A 6926-nucleotide genomic window follows, 5' to 3' on the forward strand; every position below is an offset into this window, starting at 1 on the left:
GCCGACACCGCTGCACCTATGGTCTCGGCAATCATCCGGTCCTCCAGGCTGTGGCTACAGCCGGCTGTCCTCCCGGCCGAGCCGCGCCGGGTGCGCCGGGTGCGCCGGGGCTCCGCCCTCCGCCCGGCCGGGGTGCCGTGCGCGGGCTGTCCGGTGGGGTGCCCGGAGGAGGCCCGAAGGACGCCCGCCGCGTGCCCGCCGGATGCCCGAAGGACGCCCGCCGGATGCCCGGCGGATGGCTTTTCCGACCCTCCGGCCGCTGCTGCGATGTTGCCACCTACTGGTCGAAAGGTGGCCCAGAACGTGCAGTGGACGAACTTGAACGAACAAAATGTGTATGAGAACCGCTGGTTCAGCGTCAATCTGGCCGATGTCGCTCTACCGGACGGCCGACGGCTGGACCACTTCGTGATACGGATGCGCCCGGTCGCGGTCGCCACCGCCGTCAACGACGCCAATGAGGTGCTGCTGCTGTGGCGGCACCGTTTCATCACGGACAGCTGGGGGTGGGAGCTGGCCGCCGGGGTGGTCGAGGACGGCGAGGACATCGCGGCGGCGGCGGCCCGGGAGATGGAGGAGGAGACCGGGTGGCGCCCGGGTCCCCTCCAGCCGCTGATGTGCGTCGAGCCGTCGAACGGACTCACCGACGCCCGCCACCACCTCTACTGGTCCGATTCGGCCGTCTGGACCGGTCACCCCGAGGACGACTTCGAGTCCTCGCGCCGGGAGTGGATTCCGCTCAAACTGGTGCCCGACATGATCGCCCGCGGTGAGGTCCCGGCCGCCAATATGGCGGCCGGGCTGCTGATGCTCCACCATCTGCGGCTCGGCTGAGCCGGCCGTGGCGCCGGGGCGCCCGGCGGGGTCAGGAGTACGGGTAGAAGCCCGCGCCCGTCTTGCGGCCGAGGCGCCCCGCGTCCACCATCCGCTGGAGCAGCGGGGGAGCGGCGTACAGCTGCTCCTTGTACTCGCTGTACATCGAGTCCGCCACCGACGCGACCGTGTCCAGCCCGATGAGGTCGGCGAGCTTCAGCGGGCCCATCGGATGGGCGCAGCCCAGCTCCATGCCGTTGTCGATGTCCTCGCGGCTGGCGATCCCCGACTCGAACATCCGGATCGCCGAGAGCAGATACGGGATGAGGAGGGCGTTCACCACGAAGCCCGAGCGGTCCTGGGCGCGGATGGGGTGCTTGCCGAGGACCTTCTCCACCACGGCCTCGGCGCGCAGCACGGTCTCCTCGGAGGTGGTGAGCGCCGGGATCAGCTCCACCAGCCGCTGGACCGGGGCCGGGTTGAAGAAGTGGATGCCGATGACCTGGTCGGGCCGGGAGGTCGCGACGGCCAGCTTCACCAGGGGGATCGAGGAGGTGTTGGAGGCGAGAATCGCGTCGCGGCGGGTGACCACCTGGTCGAGCACCTGGAAGATCTCGGTCTTGACCTGCTCGTTCTCCACGACGGCCTCGATGACGAGATCGCGGTCGGCGAACTCCCCGAGGTCAGTGGTGAAGCTGAGCCGCTCCAGCGTGGCGTCCCGCTCCATCTCGGTGATCTTGCCGCGCTCGGCGGCCTTCGCGAGTGAGTTGTAGAGCCGGGTCCGGCCGATCTCCAGGGCCTCGCCCGTGGTCTCGGCGACCTTCACCTCCAGCCCGCTGCGCGCGCACACCTCCGCGATGCCCGCGCCCATCTGGCCACAGCCCACCACTCCGACGCGTGCAATGTCGGCCATTGAGTCCGTCACCTCGTGCCTTTCGCTGATCCAGTGCTGGTCGTGCGGGGGCGGCCCCGCCGGGCTCACCGGCGGGACCGCGACCCTCGCACGTTACTCCGCGCGGTGCCGTGGATGACGGCCAGGGGCGGGCATGCTGTCGGCAGGGACCGAGAGAGGCGAGGGTGCATATGGCGCATTTCGGGAGAAGAGGGTTTGTGGCCACGGCGGCGGGCGCACTCGCCGGGCTGACGGTCACGGGGGACGCCGCCGCGGCCCCGGAGCGGTCACCGGCCGGGGGCCGCGCGTCGTACCGGGACTTCCGGGGGATGTGGCTGGCGACCATCACCAACCGCGACTGGCCCTCCCGCGCGGGCCTCGGCGCCGATCAGCAGCGCCGTGAGCTGCTCGCCCACCTCGACACCGCCGTCGACCGCCGGCTGAACACCGTCGTCCTCCAGGTCCGGCCCGCCGCCGACGCGCTGTGGCCGTCGCCGCACGAGCCTTGGTCGCAGTATCTGAGCGGTACGCAGGGCAAGCACCCCGGCTGGGACCCGCTGGGCACCGCCGTGACCGAGGCCCACCGGCGCGGCCTGGAGCTGCACGCCTGGTTCAACCCCTACCGGGTCGCCACCCACACCGACCCGTCCCGGCTGGCCGAGAGCCACCCGGCCCGCAAGCACCCGGACTGGGTCCTGCCGTACGGCGGGAAGCTCTACTACAACCCCGGCATCCCGGAGGTCCGCGCCTTCGTCCAGGACGCGATGATCGACGCCGTACGCCGCTATGACATCGATGCCGTCCACTTCGATGACTACTTCTACCCCTACCCGGTCGCGGGCCAGAGCTTCGACGACGGCGAGACCTACGCCCGGTACGGCTCGGGCTTCGCCGACCGGGCGGCCTGGCGCCGCGACAACATCGACCGGCTGGTACGGGAGATGTCCGCGCGGATCAAGGAGACCCGGGCGGGCGTCCGGTTCGGGATCAGCCCCTTCGCGGTCTGGCGCAACCGCTCCACTGACCCGCGCGGCTCGGACACCCGGGCCGGGGTCCAGACCTACGACGATCTGCACGCCGACACCCGCACATGGGTCCGGCAGGGCTGGATCGACCATGTGATCCCGCAGATCTACTGGCACATCGGCTTCGGCGCCGCCGACTACGCCAAGCTGGTGCCCTGGTGGAACGAGCTGGTACGGGGCACGGGCGTCGACCTCGTCATCGGCGAGGCCCTCTACAAGGCGGGCGACCCCGCCCAGCCCGAGCCCTGGCAGGACCCGGCCGAGCTGTCCCGGCATCTGACACTCACCCGCGACTACGGCGGAGTGCGCGGGCACTGCTTCTTCTCCGCCAAGGAGGTCGGGGCCGACCGCAACGGCGCGATGGCGCGTGTGGTCGCCGACCACTACCGGGACGCCGCGCGACGGCGGAGAGGGTAGGCGGGGCCGCCCGGCCGGAGAGACCTCCGGCCGGGCGGCCGTGGTGTCGCGGGGGCGGCGCCCGGGTCCGTCAGACGGGCTCGTGCGGCCTGATCACACAGTCGGGGCCCGGCGACATCACCGTCTCGTGCCCGTCCTCGAAACGGACCCGGAACGGAGGAGCGCCTTCCGGCCCCAGCACCTCGACGACCTCGGCGACCCGGTCGTGCTGCCCCACGGTCCTGCCGTGCACCAGCAGCTGATCGCCCACCTGTGCCCGCATCGGGATCGACCTCCTCGACCTCATCGAAGGCGGTGGTCCGTGGTTCCGAGTCTACGGCGGGGTCCGCGACGCGCATCCGCGCCGCCGCCCCCGGGGCCGGCGCCGGCCCCGGGATGGGCCCGCGCCGTTCGGGGGCGGCACCCGGACGGGGCCCGTGCTCGGGGCCCGTCCGGCGCCCGGCGGGGGCCGGCCGCTCCGGGGCGGGCGGCTCAGCTGCGGGCGCGCTGGGTGACCGCGATGCACAGCAGCACCCCGCCGGCGGCGAGCGGCGCGGCCGGGGAGAGCCGCTCGCCGAGCAGCGCCACCGACCACACCAGCGTCAGCAGCGGCTGCGCGAGCTGGAGCTGGCTCGCCCGGGCGATGCCGATCGCGGCCATGCCCCGGTACCAGACGTACAGCCCGAAGAAGGACGAGACAGTCGCCACCCAGACCAGACCGGTCACGCCCTGGGCCGTCAGCCGCACCGGCTCCAGAGCCAGGGCCACCGCCGAGCCCGCCAGGGAGAGCGGCAGACACAGGACGAGGGACCAGCCCGCCACCTGCCACCCCGGGATCTCACGGGCCAGCCGCCCGCCCTCGGTGTAGCCCGCCGCGCACACCAGCAGCGCCCCGAGGAGATACAGATCCCCGCTCCGGAACCGGCCGCCGCTCTCCGCCACCGTGAACACGACCACCACCGCCGCCCCGGCCACCGCCGCCAGCCAGAAGGCGGGGGAGGGGCGCCGGCCGGTGCGGACGGCCGCGCAGCCGGCGGTGGCCAGCGGCAGCAGCCCCACCACCACGGCGGCGTGGGAGGTGGTGGAGGTTTCGAGGGCGAGGGTGGTCAGCAGCGGGAAGCCCACGACCACACCCGCGCAGACCACCGCGAGAGAGCCCCAGTGGCGGCGCTCCGGCAGCCGCACCCGCAGCGCCAGCAGCACGCCGCCCGCGACCAGCGCGGCGAGTGTGCCGCGCACCGACACCAGCGACCAGGGGCCGAAGGACTCCAGACCCCAGGCCGTGGCCGGGAAGGTGAGCGAGAAGGCGACGACTCCCAGCGCGGCGACCAGGGTGCCGCTCAGGGCCGCTGGGCGGCCGGTGACCGCTATCGGAGAAGGGAGAGTAGCGCTATCCTGTGCTGTCATGCATGAGCGTAGCAGTGTGGCCGAACTGGCAGCGGTGCTGAGAAATGAGCTGGACCGCTATCCCCATGGTGGAAAGCTGCCGTCCAGTCGAGCGCTGGTGGAGCGCTTCCGGGTCTCCCCGGTGACCGTCTCCCGCGCCCTGGCCCGGCTCACCGCCGAGGGCCTCGTCGTCACCCGCCCCGGCGCCGGTGCCTTCCGGGCCGAGGGCCGCGACCGCACGCCCGTCCCCGGGGACACCTCCTGGCAGGAGGTGGCGCTGAGCGCCGACCCCTCCGCCGACGCCGTGCCGCGCACCGTCGACGCCTCCGGGGTGCTGGTCACGCTCGCCGCCCCGGCACCGGGCGTCATCGAGTTCAACGGCGGCTATCTGCACCACGCGCTCCAGCCGGAGCGGGCGATGGCCGCCGCCCTCGCGCGGGCCGGGCGCAGGCCGGGGGCCTGGGGGAGGCCGCCATCGGAGGGCCTCCCCGAACTGCGCGAATGGTTCGCCCGGGGGCTCGGCGGCACCCTCGCGCCCGCCGATGTGCTGGTGACGGCCGGCGGGCAGTCCGCCCTGACCGCGGCCCTGCGCGCGCTCGCTCCGCCCGGCGCGCCCCTTCTGGTCGAATCCCCCACCTATCCCGGGATGCTCGCCATCGCCCGCTCGGCGGGGCTGCGGCCCGTGCCCGTCCCCGTGGACGCCCAGGGGGTCCGCACCGAACTGCTCGCCGAGGCGTTCCGCGCCACCGGCGCGCGGGTCTTCGTCTGCCAGCCGCTCTACCAGAACCCCACCGGAGCGGTGCTCTCCGCCGAGCGGCGCCCCGAGGTGCTGCGCATCGCCCGCGAGGCCGGGGCCTTCGTCGTCGAGGACGACTTCGCCCGCAGGCTCGCCCACGAGGACGCGGGCCCGCTCCCGGAGCCGCTCGCCGCGGACGACCGCGACGGGGTGGTGGTCCATGTCGGCTCGCTGACCAAGGCGACCTCGCCCAGCCTGCGCGTGGGGATGCTCGCGGCGCGCGGGCCGGTGCTGGAGCGGCTGCGCGCCATCCATGTGGTGGACAACTTCTTCGTCTCCCGGCCGCTCCAGGAAGCCGCGCTCGAACTGGTCGGATCGCCCGCCTGGGCACGGCATCTGCGGTCGGTGGCGGCCGAGCTGACCACCCGGCGCCGCGCCATGACCGCCGCTCTCGGGCTCCGGCTGCCCGAACTCGCCCTGCCGTACGTCCCGTCCGGGGGCTTCCACCTCTGGCTGCGGCTGCCCGAGGGCGCCGATGAGGCGGTGCTGCACTCCGCCGCCCTGCGCGCCGGAGTGGCCATCGCGCCCGGCCGCCCGTACTTCAGCGCGGAGCCCCCGGCCGCCCACGCGCGGATCAGCTTCGCCGGGGTGGCGGGCGGGTCGGAGATCGCCGAAGGGGTGCGGAGGCTGCGGGCGGCGGCCGACGAGGCGCTGGGCCGGCGGTGGGGCAGTGGTGGGGCCGCGGTGGGTGACGCCGCCGGAAACTCCTGGTGAACCCCTGCTCGCCGGGGCGGAGTGGACCGTTCTGTCTCTTGACCACCCGGCGCCCGGGGCTCACTATCTCGCCATGAGTGTCCGGATCACGCTGGTTGCCGCCGGTCGCTGTTCCTCCCTGCTCGCGGAGCGCTTCGGCGACGACCGGTCCCTCGACCGGACCGGCTGGTACGAGGTGCAGCTCGCCGCCCCCGCCCTGCTGCCGCTCAACGCGGCCGAACTCCGCTACTGCTCCCCGACGCCCCGCAGCCGGACCACCGCGCAGGCGCTCGGCTACGCCCCCATGGCGCAGCCCGCGCTGCGCGACTGCGACATGGGCCGCTGGCGGGGCTTCACCCTGGCGGAGGTGGCGGCGGTCGACCCCGGGGCGGTGGACACCTGGCTGAGCGATCCGCGCGCGACGCCGCACGGAGGGGAGTCGCTGCTCGCGTTCATCCGGAGGGTGGGGGGCTGGCTGGATACGCGGCCGGCGGGGGAAGGGGGGTGGGTGGTGGCGGTCGCGGAGCCGTCGGTGGTGAGGGCTGCGCTGGTGTACGCGCTGAAGGCTCCGCCGCACGCGTACTGGAGTGTGGAGGTGCGGCCCCTGTCCACTCTCACCCTCCAGGGCACCTCGGGTTACTGGACCCTGCGCCTGGAGACCCCGACCTGACCCCTCTCACGCCTCCATCGCCGGCGGGGCTGCCTCCGCGTCGCCCTGCCGCGAGCCCGTCACCGCCCGAGTGCCGGTCCGTCTGGGGGCAGTGCTCAGAGCCGCCGGCTCTGGGGGAGCTTGAGGACGGCCCCTGTGCCACAGGACCCCGCACTGTGCGGGCCACGGTCGGGGGCCGGCCCCCGAACCCCCGCTCCTCAAACGCCGGAGGGGCTGGATTTCGTGCCTCAGCCCGCTGGAGGGGCCGGGGGTGTG

At 73.9% G+C, this 6926-nt stretch carries 7 protein-coding genes; 4 read left to right on the plus strand and 3 right to left on the minus strand.

All coding sequences use genetic code 11. The features are described 5' to 3' along the window. The first annotated feature begins 303 nt into the window (after window positions 1–303). Window positions 304–834, plus strand: a complete 531-nt coding sequence (locus tag ABT122_RS32830; RefSeq protein ID WP_351559722.1) for an NUDIX domain-containing protein — start codon at window positions 304–306, stop codon at window positions 832–834. A 31-nt stretch (window positions 835–865) separates the two neighbouring features. Here the strand turns inward: ABT122_RS32830 and ABT122_RS32835 are convergent, their stop codons facing one another. Further along, the gene (locus ABT122_RS32835) at window positions 866–1726 is read right to left on the minus strand and encodes a 3-hydroxybutyryl-CoA dehydrogenase (RefSeq protein ID WP_351559724.1); all 861 of its coding nucleotides are present in this window, start codon (window positions 1724–1726) and stop codon (window positions 866–868) included. Window positions 1727–1896: 170 nt separating this feature from the next. Between ABT122_RS32835 and ABT122_RS32840 the strand changes: the two genes are divergently transcribed. Continuing rightward, on the plus strand, window positions 1897–3147 hold the full coding sequence (locus ABT122_RS32840; protein WP_351559726.1) for a glycoside hydrolase family 10-like protein: 1251 nt from the start codon (window positions 1897–1899) through the stop codon (window positions 3145–3147). A gap of 70 nt (window positions 3148–3217) precedes the next feature. Here ABT122_RS32840 and ABT122_RS32845 read toward each other — a convergent pair whose 3' ends face one another. Both ABT122_RS32845 and ABT122_RS32850 read right to left on the minus strand, forming a co-directional pair. Beyond that, on the minus strand, window positions 3218–3409 hold the full coding sequence (locus ABT122_RS32845; RefSeq protein WP_351559728.1) for a DUF1918 domain-containing protein: 192 nt from the start codon (window positions 3407–3409) through the stop codon (window positions 3218–3220). Window positions 3410–3618: 209 nt separating this feature from the next. Beyond that, the gene (locus tag ABT122_RS32850) at window positions 3619–4533 is read right to left on the minus strand and encodes a DMT family transporter (protein WP_351559730.1); all 915 of its coding nucleotides are present in this window, start codon (window positions 4531–4533) and stop codon (window positions 3619–3621) included. Here ABT122_RS32850 and ABT122_RS32855 point away from each other — a divergent pair. Together ABT122_RS32855 and ABT122_RS32860 are read left to right on the plus strand one after the other, a co-directional pair. Beyond that, a complete protein-coding gene (locus ABT122_RS32855) occupies window positions 4532–6022 on the plus strand; it encodes an aminotransferase-like domain-containing protein (RefSeq protein WP_351559732.1) in 1491 nt (496 codons plus the stop codon). The genes ABT122_RS32850 and ABT122_RS32855 overlap by 2 nt on opposite strands. A 73-nt stretch (window positions 6023–6095) precedes the next feature. After that, window positions 6096–6671: a histidine phosphatase family protein gene (locus tag ABT122_RS32860; protein ID WP_351559734.1), complete on the plus strand. Its 576-nt coding sequence runs from the start codon at window positions 6096–6098 to the stop codon at window positions 6669–6671. Window positions 6672–6926: the final 255 nt, after the last annotated feature.

The sequence above is a fragment of the Streptomyces sp. NPDC001985 genome (assembly GCF_040296845.1).
Classification (GTDB): domain Bacteria; phylum Actinomycetota; class Actinomycetes; order Streptomycetales; family Streptomycetaceae; genus Streptomyces.

Excerpts from the sequence above, each read along its gene's own strand:
- ABT122_RS32850 (WP_351559730.1), bottom strand. The coding sequence starts at position 4,533 with ATGACAGCACAGGATAGCGCTACTCTCCCTTCTCCGATAGCGGTCACC.
- ABT122_RS32835 (WP_351559724.1), bottom strand. The coding sequence starts at position 1,726 with ATGGCCGACATTGCACGCGTCGGAGTGGTGGGCTGTGGCCAGATGGGC.
- ABT122_RS32840 (WP_351559726.1), top strand. The coding sequence starts at position 1,897 with ATGGCGCATTTCGGGAGAAGAGGGTTTGTGGCCACGGCGGCGGGCGCA.
- ABT122_RS32855 (WP_351559732.1), top strand. The coding sequence starts at position 4,532 with ATGCATGAGCGTAGCAGTGTGGCCGAACTGGCAGCGGTGCTGAGAAAT.
- ABT122_RS32860 (WP_351559734.1), top strand. The coding sequence starts at position 6,096 with ATGAGTGTCCGGATCACGCTGGTTGCCGCCGGTCGCTGTTCCTCCCTG.
- ABT122_RS32845 (WP_351559728.1), bottom strand. The coding sequence starts at position 3,409 with ATGCGGGCACAGGTGGGCGATCAGCTGCTGGTGCACGGCAGGACCGTG.